The organism is Paenibacillus sp. JNUCC32 (genome assembly GCF_014863545.1).
Taxonomy (GTDB): domain Bacteria; phylum Bacillota; class Bacilli; order Paenibacillales; family Paenibacillaceae; genus Paenibacillus_AQ; species Paenibacillus_AQ lautus_A.
On sequence record NZ_CP062260.1, the window covers coordinates 6,447,113 to 6,466,579 of the forward strand.

The window sequence follows — 19,467 nt, forward strand, 5'->3', positions numbered from 1 at the left end:
AAATGGATGAGGTGATCGTAGATGGCATTGAAAATCGATAATATTTTTGTGAATCTTCCGGTTAAGGATCTGGAGAAAACGAAAGACTTTTTCTCGAAAATCGGTTTTGAGTTTAATGAGCAGTTTACGGATAAGAATGCGGCCTGCCTGGTCATAGGCGATAACATCTTTGCCATGCTGCTCACCGAGGATTATTTCAAGACGTTCACCAAGAAAGATCTGTCGAATGCGGCCAACACAACGGAAGTGATTCTGGCGCTGTCCGCAGAAAGCCGGGAGCAGGTGGATGACATCGTGAACGCTGCGCTGGCTGCTGGGGGATCGCCTTCCAACGACCCGGTGGATCACGGGTTTATGTACGGATGGAGCTTCCAGGATCCGGACGGACATCTATGGGAAGTCATGTACATGGATCAGAGCCATGTCGAATAAAGCAGCGTTATCCTAAGCAGGATCGCAACCTGAACGACATATTCTAATAGAATGAAGCGGCAGATGACTCCAAGAGACGGGGGAAACTGCCGCTTTACTTTTATTTGGAAATCCACTATATTTGTATGTGCAAACAATATGAGGCGTTTCAACATGATGAACTTCAGCCCGAAAGAGGTAACCGTTATGCTCAATACGTATATCAAAGAATGCCTTTACTTCACAGCCAATCGCCTTAGCCGGGTCATGACCAAGATGGCCGAAGACGAGTTTGCCGCAAGCGGATTGTCGCCTACGTATGCATATCTGCTTATGGCTGTATATGAGATGGAAGGGATCTCGCAGAAGGAATTAGGCGAAATTCTACACCTCCAGCCATCCACCGTAACCCGACTGATTGAGAAGCTGGCCGCTAAAGGACTGGTATACAATCGGGTGGAAGGAAGGATGTCGCTGATCTATACGACCGATAAAGGAAAGGCTCTTGAGAAAGTAATACACGAGTGCTGGAACAATCTGCGTAGTCGATACGGAGATGTTTTAGGCAATGCCGAAGGGGATGAACTATCCCAGCGCCTATACGAGGTTAGCGATCGATTAGAGAATAAGGACTGAACGCAAAAAAGGCCCTTCAAGCCAAACTTGAAGGGCCTTTTCTAAGATTAATTGGCTTGGACTTCCGTCGTGACCTGCCATAACACTCCGAACTTGTCTTCCAGCACCCCGAACAGCGCTCCCCAGAATTGAGTCTTCAGCGCATCAATCACCTTGCCGCCCTCGGCCAAGCGGTCAAAAGCTTCATGGGCTTCGGCATCGCTCTCAAACGACAGGCTCAGATGAATCCCGTTCCCACGCTCCAGGGTTTGGAAGATCGAGTCCGACATAAAGATCGGGATTCCTCCGGCTACCAGACTCAGATGCATGACCTTGTCCTTCAATTCTTCCTTGGTTCCGGGAACCTCGCCATGGGTTTGCACGGATAAGATTTCTCCTCCCAGTGCTTGAGTATAAAACTCAGCCTGCGCTTTTGCATCCTCAGAGAAAATATACGGTGTCAGTTTAGCCACGTTCAACATCCTTCCCAGGTTTTAATATGATGGATTCGTTTTCCTTGGTTTTAGTATAAACGGTCTCTGGCCCTCACATTTCTTCTGGATTGCTAAATGATACGGCAGTATTTCGGGGTTGTCCTATAGAATAGGCGACAGCAGGCGGGAGATGGACTCCTTGAACTTGATCCACCGCGAACGCTCCAGATACTGCTTCATCGTAAGCTGGCTGGATACCCGCAGATCCTGGTGGAAGATGTGGGTCAACTGTTTCGATATATGCTCATCGTACAGGAATGCGTTCACTTCGAAATTCAGCTTGAAGCTTCGAACGTCGATATTCGCCGTGCCCACGGACGAAATCTTCTCATCGATGATGATCGTCTTGGCATGAATAAAGCCATTATTGTAGAGATACACATTAGCCCCGGTACCCAGCATTTCCCCGATATAAGATAAGGTAGCCCAATACACGAAGGGATGATCCGGTTTATCCGGAATCATCAGATGCACCTCTACGCCGGAAAGCGCCGCAATGCGCAGTGCATCCAGGAGGCTGGCATCCGGGATAAAATAAGGCGTCTGAATATGAATCGATTTCTTGGCGGATGAAATCATTTTGATATAACCGTTCTTGATGTGTTCATATCGGGAATCCGGACCGCTGGTGACAATCTGAATCCCGACATTGCCGGGCGAATTGATCTTGGGAAACAGATTCGATTCGTAAGTGATATCGTTATGATGCGAAGCCTGATTCCAGTCCAGAATGAAGCGAACCTGCATCGCATAAACGGCCTCGCCTTGGATGCGCAGATGGGTATCCCGCCAATACCCGAACCTGGAGTTGAGGCCCAGGTACTCGTCCCCGACGTTGAAACCGCCGACATACCCGATATTGCCGTCGATGATCGCCAGCTTTCGGTGATTCCGGTAATTCAGCCGCAGGTTGATGAAGCGCAGCTTGGACGGGAAGAAGGCCTCGGCTTCTCCGCCGGCTTCGCGGAATGCCTTGAAGAAGCCTTTGGTTAGTTGACGCGAGCCCAGCTCATCGTATAGAACACGGACCTTCACGCCTTCATTAGCTTTTTGGGTCAACAGGGAGATCAGCTTCTTGCCGAGCTCGTCGCGGCGGATAATGTAGTACTGAATATGTATATAGTCTTTGGCTTCCTCGATATCCTGAAACAACCGTTCAAACTTCCTGCGTCCATCCGTAAAAATTTCAACATGGTTGTCGTCCGTAAGGATCGCCTGGTTCTCATTGATATGCATATGGATCAAATCGCTGTTGTCCGCCGCCGCTTGATTGGTGAACGGGTATTCGCCGTTGTTCATCCCTTCCATTTGGGACAGCAATACTTTTTCGATGCCGGTTTTTTGCAGATCGTCCCAATGAAAGAGACGGATTCTTCTTAAATTCTGGGCGAACAGCAAGTACAGCACAAAGCCCAGAATCGGGATAAAGGACAGCACCAGCAGCCATGCCCAGGTGGAGCCGGCATCCCGCCGTTCCCTGAAAACCACGAACATGGAGAACACGATATTCAGAACGATGATCAGACCGAGAATGATGGATGTAACATGCATGTTTATGATATCCTCCTACACTATAGCCTTGCCCTAGCAATCCTTCATATTATACGTGAGGCGTTAGAAGAAGTATATATCGGCGGCATGGAGTGAAACCGAAAGGTCCTAAAACGTTGGCGGCTAGGGTAAGGTCGCTCGCAACGAATATAGAAGGAGCCATTTGAATCCATACTCGTTGTCATGATACGATGGTGAAAAAATAGGAGAAGGGGCATGCTTTTTGCTGAAAATGAACAAGTTTTTCAAATTGTGTCTTGCCGTGATCCTGGTGCTGACCATCATTTATTTGGGATCGCTGGTGGATTTTATATTCAGACCCGTACTTTCGTTCTTCTCCATCATCCTCGTGCCGTTAATGCTGTCGGGATTCTTCTATTACCTGCTCAGACCGCTGGTTGATCTCCTCGAAAAACGCAAGCTAAATCGCTCGCTGGCCATCCTGCTCCTGTATGTCGTGTTCGCGGGCATCCTTACCGGCTTTATCCTGGGGGTATGGCCATCGCTGCGCGATCAGATCGTGGCTCTCGTACAGAACGCTCCAGCCTTGTTTGCCAAGCTTGGCGAGCAGCTTCAGGAATTGGAGAATAACGGCTTTTTCCAGGATATTTTCCCGAAGAACGCCAACCCGCTTACGCAGCTCACCGATTATTTGAATCAAGGCTTCACGTTCCTGACGAATTACATTATGAATCTGTTCTCGTTCGTGTCGAATTTTGCCATCGTATTGTTTACGTTCCCGATTCTCTTGTACTACATGCTGAAGGAAGGCGGGAAATTCGGGGAGATGGTGGTCAGCTTTTTGCCTGACCGATTTAAGAACGAGGGAGCCTCGGTGCTGGACGAAATCAACAATGCACTCAGAGGATTCATCGTTGGCCGGGTTCTCGTCAATTTGGCGCTGGGGGTTTTGATGTATATCGGATTCCTGATTATTGGCCTGCCCTATGCGCTGCTTTTGACGGTCGTGGCCGTCATCGCGAATTTCATACCGTTTATCGGCGCCATTCTATCGGCGATCCCGATCTTGATCATCGGCTTTATTCAGTCTCCGGGAACGGCGATCTGGTCCCTTGTCGTCATTCTGGCGGCCCAGCAGATTCAGGATAACCTGATTGGTCCGTATATCTTCGGCAAACAGCTGGCGATCCATCCCATTACGATCATTATCCTGGTGCTGGTGGGACAAGATCTTGGCGGGATTATCGGAATTCTGCTGATCGTACCGATCTATATGATCATTAAGATTATCGTAACTCGAGTGTATCAACTATTCTTTAAGGAGAAATGGCAAAAAGCCTAAGCGCGGGATAGGAAGGCGTCCTTTAGCCGCATATGAAAGCCGCCCAAGAGCGAGGAATCGTTCTTGGCGGCTTTTTATATATTTGGGGTGCACAGGAGCTTGACAACGATAAGAAAATTATATAATCTTAAATTAAAGATATTATATTTAAAGATTATTTATGGTTTACGGCTCATCCATCATGCAAAACGGATCATAAACGGAAATAAAGGGTTTCGACACGAAACGATGAGGGAGAGATGGGATATGGCATTACATACGGCAGGCATTCATCATATTACCGCTTATGCGCAGGATCCGCAGAAGAACGTTGATTTTTATACAGGCGTGCTAGGACTCAGAATGGTAAAGAAAACCGTGAATTACGATGCGCCCGAGGTATATCATCTGTATTTCGGGGATGAAGGAGGACAGCCCGGAACGATCATCACTTTCTTCCCTTCCTCCGCTTCGCGAAGAGGGCTGCGTGGAGGAGGACAGGCAGGATATACGACCTTTGCCGTTCCTGAAGGGGCCCTGCCTTATTGGGAACAGCGGCTGCGGAGCTTTGGTGTTCCTGTCATGAAGGCTTTCCGGTTTAACGAACAATACCTTCAATTCTCCGATCGGGACGGACTTTCGCTAGAGTTAGTGGAGCGGGAAGGCGGTCCGAATAACGGCTGGTCCGTGGACGATATCACTCCGGATACAGCCATTAAGGGATTCGGCGGCGCGGTTCTGTTCAGCAGCAAATGGGAGGAAACGAAGAAGGCGCTGGAGAACGTCATGGGACTGACCTACATGGGAGAGGACGTCAATTATGCCCGGTTTCAAGCTGCGGGCCACTTCGGCAACGTGATTGATCTGCCGATGCGGGATATTCCACTCGGAGCCGGAGGTGCCGGAACGACCCATCATATCGCATGGCGGGCTCAAGATGATGAGGAGCACGGTAAATGGTATGAATGGGTGAAGGAGCAGGGATTTCATCCAACGGATATCAGGAACCGTAACTATTTCAAAGCGTTATATTTCAGGGAACGTGGTGGGATCCTGTTTGAGATCGCAACCGATCCGCCCGGATTTACGGTGGACGAAGACCTGGACTCGCTGGGGGAACAATTAAAGCTTCCTGCCTGGTTCGAACCGGAGCGTGCCCGAATCGAGCAGGGGCTGGAGCCTATACAAGTCAAACATACAGGAGAGGGGCAACTCAAGTGATATCCATTGACCCGAATACCCAAAGCGAACGGGACACATACAAGCTGCTGATCGGAAGCGTCGTTCCGCGTCCGGTCGCTTTCGTTACGACATTATCGGCGGATGGCGTGCTGAATGCGGCCCCGTTCAGTTACTTTTCCATTGTGTCGAGCAATCCCCCTTTGCTGTCGGTTTCCGTTCAGCGAAAGAACGGTGCACCCAAGGATACGGCGAGAAATGCCATGCAGAGCGGCGAGCTTGTCATCCACATCGTGGACGAAGATACCGTTGCAGCCGTGAACGAAACGGCGGCGAACCTGCCTCCGGACGAAAGTGAGCTTGACCGAACCCGTTTAACCTCGGTCGTTAGTGACGTTGTTAAGGTTCCCGGCATTATGGAATCCAAGATTCGCATGGAATGCGTGCTGGAGCAGGTCGTCACGTTGGATGGTACGGATCAGCTGCCTGCCGCTGATCTATTGATTGCCCGCGTCGTCCGATTTCACGTGTCCGAGGAGCTCTACGAGCATGGCCGGATTGACGCATCCAAGTTGAAACCTGTGAGCCGCATGGCAGGAAATATCTATTCGACCCTGGGAGAGATGTTTACGATTGAGCGGCCGGTCTGATAGGGCTTGAGCTTGAATAGGGTTATTGCTTTGCGACTATTTTTAGCGAACATTCTTTTTCTTCGATAGGTTGCTGGTCATTCATTAGGAAACGGGGTATTGGAATATCATGGTCGGTATTTGCCCATTCTACATGAATGGATAGCCGGTTGATGAATTTACAACATAGGAGTGATCAACGCATGAAATTTGATTCCAAGGTTGTCATTGTGACGGGAGGCGCCAGCGGGATTGGCGAAGCGGCAGTCAGACTTTTTGCAAAAGAGGGAGCCAAGGTCGTTATCGCGGATTATTCCGACCAGGGCCAAGCGGTTTCCGACGAATTGAGAGGAGCCGGCTTTGAAGCGCTGTTCGTCAAAACGGATGTAACCCAAGAGCAGGAAGTCGCGAATATGGTGAATCAGACGGTGCAGCATTTTGGTCGTGTCGATGTATTGTTCGCCAATGCAGGCATTGCCCATGATGCTCCTGCCGATCAGTTAACGATGGATAACTGGCAGAGAACGATTGATATTAATCTGACAGGGGTCTTCCTGTGCGATAAGTATGTTATTCAGCAAATGCTGTCCCAAGGAACCGGAGGGGCGATCGTAAACTGCGGCTCGATCCATAGCCATGTCGGAAAAGCAGGGGTAACCGCCTATGCTTCGGCTAAGGGGGGCGTCAAGCTGTTAACCCAGTCGCTCAGCGCAGACTATGCCTCCAAAGGAATCCGAATCAATGCCGTGTGTCCGGGATATATCGATACGCCGCTGATCCAGGGAAGAACGGAAGCGATCACGCAGCACTTGGTCGGCCTTCATCCGATGGGCCGTTTGGGACAGCCGGAAGAAGTGGCCAAAGCCGTGTTGTTCCTCGCCAGTGAAGATGCCTCCTTCATTACGGGCACGAGCCTGCTGGTGGATGGCGGCTATACCGCGGTATGACGAGAAAAGCCCTGATGCTAAGCATCGGGGCTTTTTTTCAAGTCATTCCAGGCGTTGTTATCAAACTTATTTATGGAGTGTTTCAAAATTTTTTTTCGGTCCCGTATTTCATACGGGCAGACTACCTGATCCGGGGCTCATTCATGGCATAAAACATATATGTCATGAACGATTTCCGCATGACCCGTCAAATGCCTGCTATATAGCGGAAAATGGAGCATGGATTCCATGACCAATCCGGTGTATGGACAGCCTTAAATAAGGTGTTCAAAAGGCTCGATATTCTCGTTGCAAAAACGGTATTTTTACTTCTGAATTTCCAGAAAAAGCGGTTAAAGGGGTTTGACTTTTCCTGAGCTTCCCTTTATCATGAACACACGCTTAGTTTCCGGCATACATATTCCGGAAAGCGGGGGAACCAGTTTCACCAGGGGCGAGTCACTTGGAATTCACGAGTGTAGGGTACCATCTTACCCGAGTCCGTCAGCTAACCTCGTCAGCAGTGGATGGGTCTTGCATACATAATGGATGTTCATACAAAAGGCCCTTATTCTCTATAGGGGCCTTTTCTCTATTTTTTGACCCCCTGCTGGCGGAGCTATGTCTAGATCCCCTGTTTGGTGGTCTTTTTGCATTCAATTACAGAGGAGGGGCAACGTCTGCAAATGTGGAATGAATTGAATCGATTATCAGACGGCATTGGGTCAAAGCGTGCAAGGAAGCCGATGAATCATCTTCCCTGAAGCCTCGTCCCATGCACGCGTATCTGAATGTCCATATATCCAAGTTAACACATGTGCTAACACGGATAATTTCGTCATGCCGTTTTTTAAGAAAGTGAAAAGCTATTACGAAAGGTTGTGGAAGGTTTTGAAGAAAGTGGTTGTGCTGGTGTTGTCCGTGATGATGGTGGTATTGCTCGCGGCTTGCGGCGACAAAGGAAGTACGCTGGATCGAGCCATAGAGCAGGGATATATCACCGTAGGGTTTGCGAACGAGAAGCCGTATGCCTACAAAGAAGCCAATGGGGAGCTCACGGGTGAAGCGGTTGAGATTGCCCGCGTTATTCTGGAGCGTCTTGGCATCAAGGAGATGAGAGGGGAGCTAACGGAATTCGGTTCGCTGGTCGCCGGATTGCAGGCCGATCGGTTTGATCTGATCACGGCAGGCATGTTCATTAATCCGGACCGCTGCTCTGCCGTCCTGTTCGCGAATCCGGAGTACAGCATCGGGGAAGCCCTTGCGGTAAAGCAAGGGAATCCGATGGAACTCGGAAGCTATGAGGACATTGCCAAGAATGAGCAGGCCAAGGTGGCTGTCATGACCGGCGCGGTCGAAATCGGCTACATGGAGAAGTCGGGCATTCCTTCGGACCGGATCGTACAGGTCCCTGACCAGGCTTCGGCGATCAGCGCCCTCCAGGCCGATCGGGTGCAGGCGATTACCATGACGGGGCCGTCCCTGCAGGCGATGCTGGATTCAGCCAGCGACGACAGCATCGAACGCGTGGCTGATTTCGAGCAGCCAGTCATCGATGGCGAAAGCGTTCGCGGTTATGGGGCTACGGCTTTCCGCCAAGCGGATACCGAGTTCCAGGAGGCTTATAATGCAGAGCTTGAGAAGATGAAGGAGTCGGGCGAGCTGCTGGAAATTTTGCAAGAGTTCGGGTTCACGGAAGAAGAGCTCCCGGGTGAGATGACGGCCGCTGCGCTCTGCGGGGAATAGCATGCCGAATTCTTGGATCGATTTTCTTCCGACGCTGCTCAAAGGAGCAGAGATCACGATTATCGTCGCGTTCTTTTCAGCCATCCTGGCTATCGTGATGTCCTTTGCAGCCGGATTGTGCCGGCTGTCGAAGCTGTGGATCGTCCGCACGGTGACGGCCGTGTACGTCGAAGTTTTTCGGGGAACCTCCTTGCTGGTGCAGCTCTTCTGGTTGTATTTTGCCCTTCCGTTCATCGGCATCGAGCTTCCGAAAATGCTGGCGGCGATTCTCGCGATCGGACTTAACTTCGGCGCATACGGCTCCGAGATTGTTCGCAGTGCGGTGCTGGCCGTTCCGAAAGGACAGTGGGAAGCTGCCGTGGCGCTTAATATGAGGCCTTGGCAGAGGCTGTGGAACGTTATACTGCCCCAAGCGTCCCTGCGAATGCTTCCCCCGTTCGGGAATCAGCTTGTGGAACTCATCAAATCCACCTCGCTCGTTTATTTCATCACGATGGCGGATTTAACGTATCAGGCGATGGTGCTCCGCAACAATTACATCTCCTGGACGACCGAGATTCTGGTGCTGCTGCTCCTCATGTATTTTGTCATCGCCACGATCGTCTCGATGGCGGTTCGACTGCTCGAGCGCAAACTGACCGCGGGGAGGCTGTAGCGTATGTGGGATTGGAAATATGTGTTTGAAATACTGCCGCAGCTTCTGAGTGCATTAAAAATGACGGTATGGGTCACGCTCTGTGCTTTTGTGGTGGCATTGATTATCGGACTGCTGCTTGCCTTTGCCGCGCGGAGCAAATTTAAGCCCTTGTCGCTCATAACCAAAGGAATCATAGAATTTATTCGCAATACCCCCTTGCTGGTACAGGTGTTCTTCCTGTATTACAGCTTGCCGCTGCTGACGGGCATTTCGATTCCGGCCTTCTATGCGGGGGTCATCGGCCTGGGGCTGCATTACAGCACGTATCTGTCGGAGGTGTACCGTTCCGGCATTGAAGGGGTGCCCAAAGGACAGTGGGAAGCCGCAACCGCACTGAACTATACGAAATCCCAGACCTGGCGGAGCATTATACTGCCGCAAGCGGTGCCGCCGATCATCCCGGTGCTGGGGAATTATTTGATTGTCATGTTTAAGGAAACGCCGATTCTATGCGCCATTACGCTGGTCGAGATGATGCTGACGGCCAAAAATATCGTGTCGCAATCATTTCGCGCTTTCGAACCGTACACGCTGGTCGGGATTCTGTTCCTGATCATCAGTTATATTGCGTCTTTGCTGGTGCAAAGGCTGGAGAAGCGTTTGAATTTGCAGCGTGGAAAATAAGGAGGGAGTCTATTGAATGCCGTTGTAATCGATGAGCAGGCCGAAGAGGCGAAGAAGCCGCAGCGGGAAAGAAGCCCCGTTACGGGCTCACAGCCGATGGTGAAATATGCGGGCGTGACCAAGTCGTATGGCGACCTGCAGGTGCTGAAGGGCATCGATTTGGAGATGCAGCCTGGAGAAAAGGTGGCCGTGATCGGACCGAGCGGATCTGGCAAAACGACGATGGGCCGAATGCTGATGACGCTGGAGGAGCCGACCGAGGGGACCATCGAGGTCGATGGCGAGCTGCTCTGGCATATGGAGGAGAAGGGCAGGCTGGTCCGGGCAAACGAGAAGCATCTGCATCGGATGCGGTGCAACGTCGGCATGGTCTTCCAGCACTTCAATCTGTTCCCGCACATGAATGTGCTTCGCAACGTGACGGAAGCCCCGCGCAAGGTGCTGGGGTTGTCCAAGGAGGAAGCGGAGGAGCGGGCCGTCTCGATGCTGGGCAAGGTCGGTTTGTCCGATAAGCTGAAGATGCACCCGTCCAATTTGTCGGGAGGCCAGAAGCAGCGCGTCGCCATCGCCAGAGCGCTGGTCATGCGGCCAAAGGTGATGGTGTTTGACGAAGTAACCTCGGCGCTGGATCCCGAGCTGGTCGGCGAGGTGCTGGAGGTGATCCGGGAAATCGCCGAAGAAGGCGAAATGGCCATGATGCTGATTACGCACGAGATGGATTTTGCGAAGGAAATCGCGGATCGGGTCATCTTCGGAGCCGACGGCAGGATCGTTGAGCAAGGAACACCCGAGGAAATATTCGATCATCCGAAGAGCGAGCGGCTGCAGAGCTTTCTGCAGCGGTTCCGCTCGAACGGAAATTAGTGCTGGAAAGAGGTGTTTATGTAGATGGCAGTGGATACCGGAACCGAAGTGGTTTACCGAAGACCGGAGGCGCGGGACGGCACCCGGGTATGGGAGCTCATACGCGATACCGGATCGCTTGATCTGAACTCGCCTTATTGCTACATGCTGTTAGGGGATTACTTCAACGATACCTGCATGATCGCGGAGCATGAAGGAGACATCGTCGGTTTTATCTCCGCTTTTCGTTCTCCGCGCAATCCGGAGACGCTCTTTGTATGGCAGGTGGCGGTTGCAAGCTCGCACCGGAGGCAGGGGATCGCGAAGGCGATGCTTACCGGCCTCATGAACCAGAAGGCCTGTCATGGCGTCCGTTTCATCGAAACGACGGTATCGCCCAGCAATATGGCATCACGCCGACTGTTTCTCGGTTATGCCGAGGAGAAATCCATTCCGAGCACCGTAACGGTGGGTTATGGAGCAGAGATGTTTCCGGATGGGACGTCTCATGAAGATGAGCCGTTATTCGTGATTGGCCCCTTTTTCAATGACATTTAAACAAATGGAGGGAACTATGGACAACCAAGTCATGGAGAAACCGAAGCTTACCGTGTTTAACAAGCTGGAATCGGAAGTGAGAAGTTATTGCCGGAGCTTTCAGACGGTCTTTGACAAAGCCCGGAATGCCAAGCTGTGGGATACGCAGGGCAATGAATACATTGATTTTTTTGCCGGCGCCGGCGCCTTGAATTACGGGCACAACAATGAAAGGATTCGCGAAAAGCTGGTCGACTACATCCTGCAGGACGGCGTTACGCACAGCCTAGACATGGCTACGGGAGCGAAGGAAACGTTTCTGACCCGCTTTCAGGAGATTATCCTGAAGCCTCGCGGGTGGGATCACAAGGTGATGTTTCCCGGACCGACCGGCACCAATGCCGTGGAGGCCGCGCTCAAAATCGCCAGAAAAGTGACGGGGCGCAGCACCGTTCTGTGCTTTACGAATGCCTTTCACGGCATGTCGCTGGGATCGCTGGCGGTGACCGGCAATGCCTTCAAGCGCCAGGGAGCCGGCGTGGATCTGAGCCACTCGGTATTTATGCCGTATGACGGTTACTTTGGCAGCGACGTGGATACGATGGCATATATGGAGAAGCTTCTGGATGATCCGGGAAGCGGCATTCCGCTGCCGGCAGCGGTCATCGTCGAGGCGGTTCAGGGGGAAGGCGGATTGAACGCCGCCAGCCGCCAATGGCTGCAGAAGCTGGCGCGCATCTGCAAGGATAAGGGGATGCTGCTCATTCTCGACGATATCCAGATGGGCTGCGGCAGAACCGGTTCGTTCTTCAGCTTCGATGATGCGGGCATCGAGCCGGATATCGTGTGCCTCTCGAAATCGATCGGCGGCTTCGGCTTGCCGATGGCCATCACGCTGATCAAGCCGGAGATCGACATCTGGGAGCCGGGAGAGCATAACGGCACCTTCCGGGGCAACAATCTCGGATTCGTTGCCGCTGCCGAAGCGCTGAGTTATTGGAAGACGGAGGATTTTCAGCTCGATATCGGCATTCGCGAACATCGGATTCGCCAATCGCTCGAAGACGTCATGAGGGATTATCCCCGGCTTAAGGGCGAAATCCGCGGCAGGGGCATGATCCAGGGGGTAGCCTTTGATAAGCCGGAGCACGCAGGAAGGCTATCCGAAATCGCCTTTGAGCAAGGACTGATTATGGAAACGTCAGGACCGCATAGCGAAGTTGCCAAGCTGATGCCGCCGCTGACCATTGAAATGAACACGCTGGCAGAGGGACTGGGGATTTTTGAGAACAGCATGAAACAATTAGCTGCAGAGGAGAGGTTGTCATGATCGTTAAACATTTGGAAGAAATCGTGGATACGAAAGACGACATCGATACAACGACATGGAATTCGAGAAGGCTTCTGCTGACCAAAGACGGCATGGGCTTCTCTCTTAACGACACCCTGATCAAGGCCGGAACGGAGACGCTGATCTGGTACAAAAACCACGTCGAGGCCGTGTACTGCATCGAGGGGGAGGGAGAAATCGAGGTTGTCGGCGGCGAGACCTATCCCATCAACCCTGGCATGATGTATGCGCTGGACGGACACGAGAAGCATTATTTGAGAGCCCGTTCGCAGATGCGGATGGTCTGCGTATTCAATCCGCCGTTAACCGGCGCGGAAGTTCACGATGAGGAAGGAACCTACCCGCTGCTTGCCCCCATTACGGATTAAGGAGATGATATGCGATGAGTAAACATCATGCATCGGCCCTTCAGGAAAAAGAAATGGACGTTTACCCTTCAAGAATGCATGCGGAGCCCCGGATCTTAAAAAGGCAGGATCCGGTCGTACATTCGGAGTGGACGCCGGATGCGCCGCTAACGCAGGAGCAATCCGACTTCTACGAGCGCAACGGTTATTTATTTCTGGAAGGCTTCTTTGATCGGGAGGAGCTTTCGCGATATCAGGAGGAGGCCCGCAGGCTGCAGATAACGGCACGGGACTCCGAGAAGGACGAGGTGATCCGGGAGCCCGGAGGAGACGAAGTGCGGTCGGTATTCGCGGTGCATGAGAGCCACGAAGTGTTCAAGAAGCTGTCCCAGCATCCTAGACTCCTGGCGATCATGGAATATCTCTTGGGAAGCGAGACGTATATCCATCAATCCCGAATTAATTACAAGCCGGGCTTTACGGGCAAGGAGTTCTATTGGCACTCCGATTTCGAAACGTGGCATGTCGAGGACGGCATGCCGCGCATGAGAGCGCTAAGCTGTTCCATTGCCCTGGAAGATAACTATCCTTATAACGGTCCCCTTATGGTGGTGCCCGGATCGCATAAGGAATTCGTGGCCTGCATCGGCCAAACGCCGGAGGATCATTTCAAGGATTCCCTGCGCAAGCAGGAGTACGGCGTTCCGGATCATGACAGCCTGACGCGGATGGTGAAGGAGGGCGGGATCGACACGCCGGTCGGCAAGGCGGGTTCGATCGTGATTTTTGACTGCAACATTATGCACGGCTCGAACAGCAACATCACACCCATGCCGCGCAGCAATATATTCATGGTCTATAACAGCGTGGAGAACAAGGTCAAGCAGCCGTATTCGGGCCAGAAGCCAAGACCGGAGTATATCGCCACCCGTGATTCTCTATGATCTCGCTGTCGCTGATCGGCTCCATCATCGGCATCAATGTGGTCTATGTCTCGATTTTTTCATTGCGGCTGATTCTGATGATCAAAGGCAGGAGAGGGATAGCTTCCCTTCTGGCCATGCTGGAGGTATTCGTGTACTTGCTCGGTCTCAATCTCGTCCTGCAAAATCTGGACAATCCCTTTAATATGGCGGCCTACTGCCTGGGCTTTGGCCTGGGCGTGTATGCCGGCAGCCGAATTGAGGAGTATCTGGCACTCGGATACATCGTGGTGCAGGTGATCGTCAATTCCGTTGAGACGAACCTGGCCATGAACCTGCGGGAGAAGGGATACGGCGTGACCGCTTGGGAAGCGGACGGCAAGGATGGCAAGCGGCTGGTGCTTCAAGTGCTCGTGAAACGGAAAAATGAGCGGCGGCTGATGGAGTCACTTTCCAAAATGTCGCCGCAAGCGTTCATTATCTCCCATGAACCGAAAAGCTTCAAAGGCGGCTTCTGGGTGCGATTGACGGAAGGTCGCAAATTGTGACAAGCGTACAAACGGGATGTAGGATAGAAAGCCTGCTTCGGAACCGGGTTCCTGAAGCAGGCTTTTTGGTTTTTGTCGGGCTGAGACCGGCATGGAATTTCAGAGGTCCTGGACTTCCGCCGCTATTCTGAGCGCCATCAGGCGAAGACGGGCTCCGGTTCATTCTGGTACCAAAAAAAAGCGTAATCGGTCATCGCGGAGGAGCTTCCGAGCTGGCGCAGCATGGCGGCAATATTTCCACGATGGTAAGTGCCGTGGTTCACGACATGCAGCATGATCTCGGACAGGCGGGTATCCCGGATGCCGGCATAAGGATTATCCAATCGGATCATCCGCTCCAGGTCAGGCTGCTGGCGGAGAAACGCAGCGTATCGATCCGACAATTCGATAAACCGCAGGTTCAGGTCTTCCAGCGAAATCGCTTCAAGCTCTTCCCGTAGCTGGTAGGCCTCAGCCAATGCAGAGCTCATGTCCTTCCCGGACAAAATGTTCATCCAGCCTAGATCCACCGTGTAGATATGAATCAACGCTTCCGATACGGTCGGAAAGATACTCGTGATGGTCCGATTGTACAATTCGCCCGGAAGTTCCAGCAGACGGTTGAATATGGCCTGGTTGGCCCATACATGGTATTCATACATTTTTACAGGATAGTTCATTAAGATCGTCCCCTTTGGCTTCGTGTTATTTCCTTCTTGGGAACATTGTAAATAAAAAAGTATGACAGCGGACTGTCATACTTTTCCGTACACTTGCAGCATTTTTTCTAATTTGGCTTGCATGCGGATCCTTAAGTCGGCCGGCTCCACAATCTCGATCTCCTCGCCAAAGCTCAGCAGGGTAGACCAGAACCACCAGGAATCCGGATCATTGACCTTGAACGTGAGACGAAGCGAGCCGTCTTCATGAAATTCCCGCTGTACGTCATAGAATTGATCCATCGCTTTGGCCAGGGCCCCGGGGGACACGTGCAGCACGACTTCTACGGCATCGGGCGATGATGCCCAGTTATACCGTTCGCTCCGCCCATATGGATGTTGCTCTTGAAGCTGAGGTCCGTGCGTATGCTCCTCGGAGTGCTGGCGCATAAAGGGCTCGGCGGAGGGGGACAGCTCCGACATTCTCGAGATCCGGAATTCGCGGTAATCGTTCCTCGTTCTGCAGAAGCCGTACAAGTACCAGGATCCGAATTTATACATAAGTCGCAGGGGCTCGACTTTTCGATAAATGCGTTCATTCTTGGCGCTTATGTATTGAAAGGAGATCACATGCTTGTCCGTAATGGCGCGGCGAAGAAGACGAAGGATTTCGTTGTACGACCGCCAGCTCCCGATATCCATGGACAATCCCTGCGAAGCGGAGTTGGCGGAACGGTCAATGGTCTGCAGGCGCTGAATCGTATCCAGGGCCCGTTCATCCTCGAACACCGTAGACATGCTGTGCAGGATGGTGATCAGGGCGCTGACATCGTAGGAACCGAGCAGGCTTTTATCCATCTTGTATTGCTCCATAATGCCGTATCCGCCGTTGACCCCTTGATAGGATACGACCGGAATGCCGGCGGCGCAGATGGCATCGATGTCGCGGTAGATGGTTCGCTGGGACACGTTATATTTCTCTGCCAAGGCTGACGCGGACAGAATCTCATTGTTCAGCAGCATGTAAATCATGGATATGAGCCGCTCCAGTTTCATCGGTACACTCTCCTATCATAATTGGATCTATTCTCCAATGATTCCGTATTATATCATAGGTTTACAGGAGGGAGAGGATTTACGGATGGGCGGGAACATGAAAAGGCTACTATTATTAGGGTTGATCGTATTATCGGTTGTCGGAATGTCCGCTTGCGGCGGCTCGGGCTTGTCGGAGAACGAACGGGAGCAGATCGTGAACCAGGTCGAGAAGCAGGAGACGGCGGAATATAAGCTGCTGCATTTTCAAATGGATTATCCGGAGTATTTGGCCGAGGTGGGCGGGATAGTCAGCGAGTCTTACATGCAGGCTATGAGCGACCGGATTATTTTCGGATATAACGAGAAGGAATATCGTGCAAGCGACATGATAGAGATGTCCGCCGAAGAGTATGAGAAGCATAAGGAGCATATGCGGGGGCTGGTCAAATCTTTGGGAATGAACGAAGAGAAGGCCTCGATTCGCATTTCGGACCCTTATGAGAGTGATCAAAGTGGGGAGGTGTTTGTATATGCATCGGAATCCAGGGAACTGAAAGGAAAAACGCTGACTCAAATGAACCGCAGGTATTCCCTGGATAAAACGGAGGGTTCCTGGGTCATCACCGCCGTAGAGCAGGATAAGGTCACGATCGGCAGCGATGAGACGGAGACCGACGCCGAAGCGAAGCTGGATGCACTGAAATACCGGACGCATGAGGGAGTGGACGTCAATTACCGGGATAAGATCCTCACGTTTGAGGGATGGAAATAAACGGGCGTCAAAAGGGTGGGCGGAGTCCCGGCGGCTCCGGTTCCATTCCCTTCGATTTTGCCGTACAATATAGGGAGTTCTATAATAGAAGGAGTGTGAGCCTCATGGCCCGTACCAAAACGCAAAAAGCGCTCCGCAAAGCGGAACGCGCCGGCATATGGTCAGCCGTCTCGATGAGAAAGACCAACGAGGATTACGGCGCGCTGTCACAGCATGTGAGAGTGAAGCCGACGAAACAGGAACAATTGAATAAGGTCAAACATCGAAAGCGGATCGGAGACGATGGCGCTTTTTTTGTTGGTTTCGGAGGATGTGATATAGTACGCTAGAGAGGTTAGTTCCAGGATGGAGGTTTATGATGGCAAAGCAAAAATATTACGTAGTCTGGGTAGGCAAAGTACCCGGAATTTATACAAGCTGGGGCGAATGCCAGCAGCAGGTGAACCAATTTACAGGTGCGAAATTCAAGGCGTTCGAATCCCGAAGCGAAGCGGAACAGGCCTATGCGGCAGGGTATAAAAATTACTGGGGGCAGTCCGGAAGCGGATCAAGCAGCTCGGGCTCCAAGAGCAAGAGCTTTAAGCGCAGCAGCGCCTCCGCGGCCGAGGATCCGGGGGAGATTGATTATGACAGCATCTCCGTGGATGTGGGAACGCGGGGAAACCCGGGACCGGTGGAATATAAAGGCGTGGATACGCAGACCGGGGATATTCTGTTCTCGTGCGGACCGATCCAGAAGGGGACGAACAATCTCGGCGAGTTCCTGGCGATCGTCCATGCGCTGGCTTATTTGAAGAAGATCGGCAGCACCAAAACGGTGTACAGCGATTCCATGAATGCGCTCAAATGGCTGAAGCAGAAGAAGGTGGTGTCCACACTGCCGCGCGACGCGTCAACCAAAGAGATATGGGATCTCGTGGACCGGGCCGAGCACTGGCTTCGAACCAATACATACGAGAACAAGGTGCTGAAATGGCAAACGAAGAGCTGGGGAGAGATTAAGGCAGACTACGGGCGCAAATAAAAGAATGATCCTGTCCCGGAATATGCGAAAAAATCCAAATCCCCGGATGTGGATAATTGCATTCTATAAAACGGATGGAGTCAGCATGAACTGTGCATAACCTATTCTTACGTTACTTTATACACAGATTTATGAACATCATCCCCATTCATTCAGCGCAAGCTGCATTTTGCTCCCTGATTCCAGGGGAGTTATCCAGCGTTTGTGAACAAATGTGGAGAAGTGCAAGGATAACTTCCTATTAACTTGGAGGGGCGGCAGGTTATCCCCAAGGAAGAAGGGGCGCCCGGAACGTTCGCTATGACTTATCCACGATACGCCAACCATGATGCCGGACGCTGGCCCCCGGTCCCCCGCCTTATTCCTTGTCGCGAACCTGCTTATAGTATTGGTTCGGCGACATGCCGACGTATTTCTTGAACACCTTGCTGAAATAAAAGGGATCATCCAGGCCGGTCAGATATCCGATCTCCCCGAAGCTGAGATGGGTGGCCTCGATTAACTCTTTGGCATGATTGATCCGGACCTGATTCACGTATCGCATGATCGTATGGCCCGTGAGCTTGGCAAACACCCGATTGATATAGTCATAGTTGCATTCGAAGCGCTGTTCGATATCCGAGCTGATGATTTTCTCGGCATAATGTTCGTGGATGTAGTCGAGCAGCGCATGCACTTTCATATAGGACTTGGTGTGCGGGCTGTCCTTCTCCAGTTCATCGAACAGGCTTTCGCGGGACAGCTCGATCAGCATTTCCATGAATTTGAGCGCGGTCAAACTGCGGTTAAAGTGCTTTCTTCTGTAAAGCTGCAGCATTTCACTGAGGGCATGGTACATGTGATGAAGACTTTTTCTCTGGGTTAACGTGCAGGTCTTCGGAAAGTACAGCGGCCTGCCGTCATCCTTGCCTGCCGGCTGATTCTCGCTCATGATCCACTGCTTGGCCAGCAGGGATAAGGGACGTTCGGACGCCTGCCGAATATCGGGATGCTCAAAATGAATATAGTAGTAGTCGCAGGGATGCTTCTGGGTTCCCTCATGGTCCAGATGCGGCTCAAGCACCAGCATGTCGCCTTTTCGGAGCACATGGGATTCGCCGTTCTCCCGCATATGAAGCTCGCCGCTCTTCACGAAATACAGAATATGCTCGTGGGTGTTCCGTTTGAAATGAATCCAGGGGTTCTTATAGGAGACGAAGCCCATCAGTTTGATTCTAGGCACATAGTCAGCGTTCATCGATAGCACGAGTTCCACCCTCTCTCCTTAAAAAACGCGAAGTCGTTTTTGTACA

General features: G+C 51.9%; 23 protein-coding genes and 1 riboswitch. Of the genes, 18 read left to right on the forward strand and 5 right to left on the reverse strand.

Going from position 1 to position 19,467, the window contains the following annotated elements:
• Positions 1-21: 21 nt before the first annotated feature.
• Both JNUCC32_RS28515 and JNUCC32_RS28520 read left to right on the forward strand, forming a co-directional pair.
• Positions 22-432, forward strand: coding sequence for a VOC family protein (locus JNUCC32_RS28515; RefSeq protein WP_015737586.1), 411 nt, complete (start codon positions 22-24; stop codon positions 430-432).
• A gap of 186 nt (positions 433-618) precedes the next feature.
• Complete coding sequence (locus JNUCC32_RS28520) at positions 619-1,047, forward strand: MarR family winged helix-turn-helix transcriptional regulator (protein WP_192572747.1); 429 nt, start codon at positions 619-621, stop codon at positions 1,045-1,047.
• Positions 1,048-1,094: 47 nt separating this feature from the next.
• Here the strand turns inward: JNUCC32_RS28520 and JNUCC32_RS28525 are convergent, their stop codons facing one another.
• Entirely contained in the window at positions 1,095-1,499 is a 405-nt protein-coding gene (locus tag JNUCC32_RS28525) for a VOC family protein (RefSeq protein WP_015737584.1), read from the reverse strand.
• A 123-nt stretch (positions 1,500-1,622) separates the two neighbouring features.
• Positions 1,623-3,071: a cardiolipin synthase gene (cls, locus tag JNUCC32_RS28530; protein ID WP_015737583.1), complete on the reverse strand. Its 1,449-nt coding sequence runs from the start codon at positions 3,069-3,071 to the stop codon at positions 1,623-1,625.
• Positions 3,072-3,294: 223 nt separating this feature from the next.
• Here cls and JNUCC32_RS28535 point away from each other — a divergent pair, with 223 nt between their 5' ends.
• The 13 genes from JNUCC32_RS28535 (at position 3,295) to JNUCC32_RS28595 (ending at position 14,703) form a co-directional block, all read left to right on the forward strand.
• Positions 3,295-4,374 carry an AI-2E family transporter gene (locus JNUCC32_RS28535; protein ID WP_192570500.1) on the forward strand — a complete coding sequence of 360 codons (1,080 nt, stop codon included), beginning with the start codon at positions 3,295-3,297 and terminating at the stop codon, positions 4,372-4,374.
• 246 nt (positions 4,375-4,620) lie between these two features.
• Positions 4,621-5,574, forward strand: coding sequence for a ring-cleaving dioxygenase (locus JNUCC32_RS28540; RefSeq protein WP_192570501.1), 954 nt, complete (start codon positions 4,621-4,623; stop codon positions 5,572-5,574).
• Positions 5,571-6,182: a flavin reductase family protein gene (locus tag JNUCC32_RS28545; protein ID WP_192570502.1), complete on the forward strand. Its 612-nt coding sequence runs from the start codon at positions 5,571-5,573 to the stop codon at positions 6,180-6,182. The genes JNUCC32_RS28540 and JNUCC32_RS28545 overlap by 4 nt, the downstream gene beginning before the upstream one ends.
• Positions 6,183-6,364: 182 nt before the next feature.
• Positions 6,365-7,108, forward strand: a complete 744-nt coding sequence (locus JNUCC32_RS28550) for an SDR family NAD(P)-dependent oxidoreductase (RefSeq protein ID WP_192570503.1) — start codon at positions 6,365-6,367, stop codon at positions 7,106-7,108.
• A 368-nt stretch (positions 7,109-7,476) separates the two neighbouring features.
• A riboswitch (cyclic di-AMP (ydaO/yuaA leader) is annotated at positions 7,477-7,623 on the forward strand.
• A gap of 355 nt (positions 7,624-7,978) precedes the next feature.
• Positions 7,979-8,833, forward strand: a complete 855-nt coding sequence (gene ehuB / locus JNUCC32_RS28555; RefSeq protein WP_430623450.1) for an ectoine/hydroxyectoine ABC transporter substrate-binding protein EhuB — start codon at positions 7,979-7,981, stop codon at positions 8,831-8,833.
• A 1-nt stretch (position 8,834) separates the two neighbouring features.
• Positions 8,835-9,488, forward strand: coding sequence for an ectoine/hydroxyectoine ABC transporter permease subunit EhuC (gene ehuC / locus JNUCC32_RS28560; protein ID WP_192570505.1), 654 nt, complete (start codon positions 8,835-8,837; stop codon positions 9,486-9,488).
• Between the two features lie 3 nt (positions 9,489-9,491).
• Positions 9,492-10,154, forward strand: coding sequence for an ectoine/hydroxyectoine ABC transporter permease subunit EhuD (ehuD, locus tag JNUCC32_RS28565; protein WP_009589563.1), 663 nt, complete (start codon positions 9,492-9,494; stop codon positions 10,152-10,154).
• A gap of 12 nt (positions 10,155-10,166) precedes the next feature.
• Positions 10,167-11,018: an ectoine/hydroxyectoine ABC transporter ATP-binding protein EhuA gene (gene ehuA / locus JNUCC32_RS28570; protein WP_323373477.1), complete on the forward strand. Its 852-nt coding sequence runs from the start codon at positions 10,167-10,169 to the stop codon at positions 11,016-11,018.
• Positions 11,019-11,042: 24 nt separating this feature from the next.
• A complete protein-coding gene (gene ectA, locus JNUCC32_RS28575) occupies positions 11,043-11,555 on the forward strand; it encodes a diaminobutyrate acetyltransferase (RefSeq protein ID WP_192570506.1) in 513 nt (170 codons plus the stop codon).
• A 16-nt stretch (positions 11,556-11,571) separates the two neighbouring features.
• Positions 11,572-12,864, forward strand: a complete 1,293-nt coding sequence (gene ectB, locus JNUCC32_RS28580) for a diaminobutyrate--2-oxoglutarate transaminase (RefSeq protein ID WP_096776875.1) — start codon at positions 11,572-11,574, stop codon at positions 12,862-12,864.
• A complete protein-coding gene (locus JNUCC32_RS28585; protein ID WP_096776876.1) occupies positions 12,861-13,253 on the forward strand; it encodes an ectoine synthase in 393 nt (130 codons plus the stop codon). The genes ectB and JNUCC32_RS28585 overlap by 4 nt, the downstream gene beginning before the upstream one ends.
• Positions 13,254-13,267: 14 nt before the next feature.
• A complete protein-coding gene (gene thpD, locus JNUCC32_RS28590) occupies positions 13,268-14,176 on the forward strand; it encodes an ectoine hydroxylase (RefSeq protein ID WP_192570507.1) in 909 nt (302 codons plus the stop codon).
• Complete coding sequence (locus JNUCC32_RS28595; protein ID WP_015737571.1) at positions 14,173-14,703, forward strand: DUF2179 domain-containing protein; 531 nt, start codon at positions 14,173-14,175, stop codon at positions 14,701-14,703. Before thpD ends, JNUCC32_RS28595 begins: the two co-directional genes overlap by 4 nt.
• Before the next feature lie 137 nt (positions 14,704-14,840).
• Here JNUCC32_RS28595 and JNUCC32_RS28600 read toward each other — a convergent pair whose 3' ends face one another.
• Complete coding sequence (locus tag JNUCC32_RS28600; protein ID WP_036663754.1) at positions 14,841-15,362, reverse strand: DinB family protein; 522 nt, start codon at positions 15,360-15,362, stop codon at positions 14,841-14,843.
• A 75-nt stretch (positions 15,363-15,437) separates the two neighbouring features.
• Positions 15,438-16,397, reverse strand: coding sequence for a helix-turn-helix transcriptional regulator (locus JNUCC32_RS28605; RefSeq protein ID WP_192570508.1), 960 nt, complete (start codon positions 16,395-16,397; stop codon positions 15,438-15,440).
• A 97-nt stretch (positions 16,398-16,494) separates the two neighbouring features.
• On the opposite strand from JNUCC32_RS28605, the gene JNUCC32_RS28610 reads away from it, so the two are divergent.
• From JNUCC32_RS28610 to rnhA, 3 genes are all read left to right on the forward strand, one after another.
• Positions 16,495-17,151 (forward strand): hypothetical protein, encoded by a 657-nt coding sequence (locus JNUCC32_RS28610; protein ID WP_228468842.1) that lies wholly within the window; start codon positions 16,495-16,497, stop codon positions 17,149-17,151.
• A gap of 104 nt (positions 17,152-17,255) precedes the next feature.
• Positions 17,256-17,480 (forward strand): hypothetical protein, encoded by a 225-nt coding sequence (locus JNUCC32_RS28615; RefSeq protein ID WP_036663762.1) that lies wholly within the window; start codon positions 17,256-17,258, stop codon positions 17,478-17,480.
• 29 nt (positions 17,481-17,509) lie between these two features.
• Positions 17,510-18,175: a ribonuclease H gene (gene rnhA / locus JNUCC32_RS28620; RefSeq protein ID WP_096776881.1), complete on the forward strand. Its 666-nt coding sequence runs from the start codon at positions 17,510-17,512 to the stop codon at positions 18,173-18,175.
• 358 nt (positions 18,176-18,533) lie between these two features.
• Here the strand turns inward: rnhA and JNUCC32_RS28625 are convergent, their stop codons facing one another.
• A complete protein-coding gene (locus JNUCC32_RS28625; RefSeq protein WP_228469028.1) occupies positions 18,534-19,421 on the reverse strand; it encodes an AraC family transcriptional regulator in 888 nt (295 codons plus the stop codon).
• Between the last annotated feature and the right edge of the window lie 46 nt (positions 19,422-19,467).

What these genes read in the sequence shown, in the direction of transcription:
- JNUCC32_RS28515 (WP_015737586.1), top strand. Translation starts at nt 22, where the DNA reads ATGGCATTGAAAATCGATAATATTTTTGTGAATCTTCCGGTTAAGGAT.
- JNUCC32_RS28520 (WP_192572747.1), top strand. Translation starts at nt 619, where the DNA reads ATGCTCAATACGTATATCAAAGAATGCCTTTACTTCACAGCCAATCGC.
- cls (WP_015737583.1), bottom strand. Translation starts at nt 3,071, where the DNA reads ATGCATGTTACATCCATCATTCTCGGTCTGATCATCGTTCTGAATATC.
- JNUCC32_RS28540 (WP_192570501.1), top strand. Translation starts at nt 4,621, where the DNA reads ATGGCATTACATACGGCAGGCATTCATCATATTACCGCTTATGCGCAG.
- JNUCC32_RS28550 (WP_192570503.1), top strand. Translation starts at nt 6,365, where the DNA reads ATGAAATTTGATTCCAAGGTTGTCATTGTGACGGGAGGCGCCAGCGGG.
- ehuC (WP_192570505.1), top strand. Translation starts at nt 8,835, where the DNA reads ATGCCGAATTCTTGGATCGATTTTCTTCCGACGCTGCTCAAAGGAGCA.
- ehuD (WP_009589563.1), top strand. Translation starts at nt 9,492, where the DNA reads ATGTGGGATTGGAAATATGTGTTTGAAATACTGCCGCAGCTTCTGAGT.
- ectA (WP_192570506.1), top strand. Translation starts at nt 11,043, where the DNA reads ATGGCAGTGGATACCGGAACCGAAGTGGTTTACCGAAGACCGGAGGCG.
- ectB (WP_096776875.1), top strand. Translation starts at nt 11,572, where the DNA reads ATGGACAACCAAGTCATGGAGAAACCGAAGCTTACCGTGTTTAACAAG.
- JNUCC32_RS28585 (WP_096776876.1), top strand. Translation starts at nt 12,861, where the DNA reads ATGATCGTTAAACATTTGGAAGAAATCGTGGATACGAAAGACGACATC.
- thpD (WP_192570507.1), top strand. Translation starts at nt 13,268, where the DNA reads ATGAGTAAACATCATGCATCGGCCCTTCAGGAAAAAGAAATGGACGTT.
- JNUCC32_RS28595 (WP_015737571.1), top strand. Translation starts at nt 14,173, where the DNA reads ATGATCTCGCTGTCGCTGATCGGCTCCATCATCGGCATCAATGTGGTC.
- JNUCC32_RS28600 (WP_036663754.1), bottom strand. Translation starts at nt 15,362, where the DNA reads ATGAACTATCCTGTAAAAATGTATGAATACCATGTATGGGCCAACCAG.
- JNUCC32_RS28605 (WP_192570508.1), bottom strand. Translation starts at nt 16,397, where the DNA reads ATGAAACTGGAGCGGCTCATATCCATGATTTACATGCTGCTGAACAAT.
- JNUCC32_RS28610 (WP_228468842.1), top strand. Translation starts at nt 16,495, where the DNA reads ATGAAAAGGCTACTATTATTAGGGTTGATCGTATTATCGGTTGTCGGA.
- JNUCC32_RS28615 (WP_036663762.1), top strand. Translation starts at nt 17,256, where the DNA reads ATGGCCCGTACCAAAACGCAAAAAGCGCTCCGCAAAGCGGAACGCGCC.
- rnhA (WP_096776881.1), top strand. Translation starts at nt 17,510, where the DNA reads ATGGCAAAGCAAAAATATTACGTAGTCTGGGTAGGCAAAGTACCCGGA.